This is a genomic window from Photorhabdus kleinii (assembly GCF_025384885.1).
GTDB lineage: Bacteria > Pseudomonadota > Gammaproteobacteria > Enterobacterales > Enterobacteriaceae > Photorhabdus > Photorhabdus kayaii.
Genome location: NZ_JAJAFY010000122.1, coordinates 1 through 1,535 on the forward strand (window position 1 = coordinate 1; position 1,535 = coordinate 1,535).

Sequence of the window (1,535 nt, forward strand, 5' to 3'; positions counted from 1 at the left end):
CACTCAGAAGTTAGTTTCTGATGTAAATGATAATGCAAATAGTAAGCTGGCAAAAAACCAAAACGGCGCCGACATCCCCGACAAAAACGCGTTTGTGAAAAACCTCGGCTTGGTGGAGACGGTGAATAAGGCGAATAGTGCGGTACCGGGTAGCCGGAAAGTGAACGGCAAGGCGCTGACCGGGGATATCAGTTTGAATGCGGGGGATGTGGGGGCAATAAGTGTAAATCCGCTCAGCACGCTGACAGAATCAAAAAAATTCCAAGATTTTTTGTCATCGGGTTTTGTGCTTGTGAACGTGCCCAACACAGCCACTGTTTCAGATTTTCCATTTCCAACTAGCGTGTACGGTTTTGGAATACTAGAAGTGCGGAGTTCTGGGGTTGTAATTTCTCAAAAGTACACATCGCATCACTCCGAAGTAGTTATCCGGCAATCGTGGAATTCTGGAAAAACATGGATCGGCTGGGATATTGTCTATTCAAGTGCAATATTGCCGCCAGAGCAGCACCCAGTTGGCGCACCTATCCCATACCCCCACCGATACACTCCTGTGGGTTACTTAACATGCAACGGTCAATCATTCGATAAGTCTTTATACCCAAAGCTAGCAGAAGCTTATCCTGCCGGTAGGGTACCCGATTTAAGGGGTGAGTTTATCCGGGGGTGGGATGATAGCCGTGGTGTTGATCCCGGTCGAGTGTGCGGTACGTCGCAAGATGATGCCATTCAAAAAATTACTGGATCAATCGGAATGTACAAAGGTGTTGAACTCCCGCGAGCCTCCGGGGCATTTGCAGCGATATTTCGAAATGAAACAACGTCAGGTCACGTAGGCGGAGTATTCAGCAGTAATGGGGATTGGAATTTCGACGCATCACGAGTTGCACGTACAGCTAACGAAACCCGCCCCCGCAATATCGCATTTAACTACATAGTGAGAGCAGCATAATGACAGAACAAAAGTACTCTTTAGAACATGAAACAGCCGTATTGGGTAAAGACGGATTGGCTATTCAAGCAGGCTGGATAAAGGTTTATCACTCGAATCAGATAACAAGAGAATTCACAGTTTCAGACATTGAGTATGTGATGCTCGGTGTCAGTCTATCAGCCGGTGCTTATCCCGATGCGCCAGAACTTCCCGATTCTCACGATGTGGCCGTTTGTCGCAGTGAAGACGGAAAGTGCTGGCAAATCCTCCCGGATTACCGTGGCAAAACAGCTTACGACACGTTAACTCGCGCTCCGCAAGAAGTCACTGAAATCGGTGAACTGCCGGATACCCTGACGTTCAAGAAGCCCCCAACTGATTTCGATACGTGGAACGGCAAAGAATGGGTAGTTGATAAAGACCTTCTCAAATCCCATCAGATTAATGAAGCTAAGCAACAACAAGCAGCACTGCTACAACAAGCAAATGAAACACTCTCATTGCTACAAGACTCTGTTGATTTAGAAGTCGCTACAGACTCAGAGAAAGCCGCTCTACTCGAATGGAAGAAGTACAGAGTATTGCTTACGCGTGTAGATGT

General features: G+C 47.2%; 2 protein-coding genes. Both read left to right on the plus strand.

The features are described from left to right. Positions 1-121 precede the first annotated feature (121 nt). A complete protein-coding gene (locus tag LG003_RS22865; protein ID WP_390894166.1) occupies positions 122-952 on the plus strand; it encodes a phage tail protein in 831 nt (276 codons plus the stop codon). Continuing rightward, a partial coding sequence (locus tag LG003_RS22870) for a tail fiber assembly protein (protein ID WP_262981746.1) occupies positions 952-1,535 on the plus strand: 584 nt, incomplete at its 3' end. The genes LG003_RS22865 and LG003_RS22870, both read left to right, overlap by 1 nt.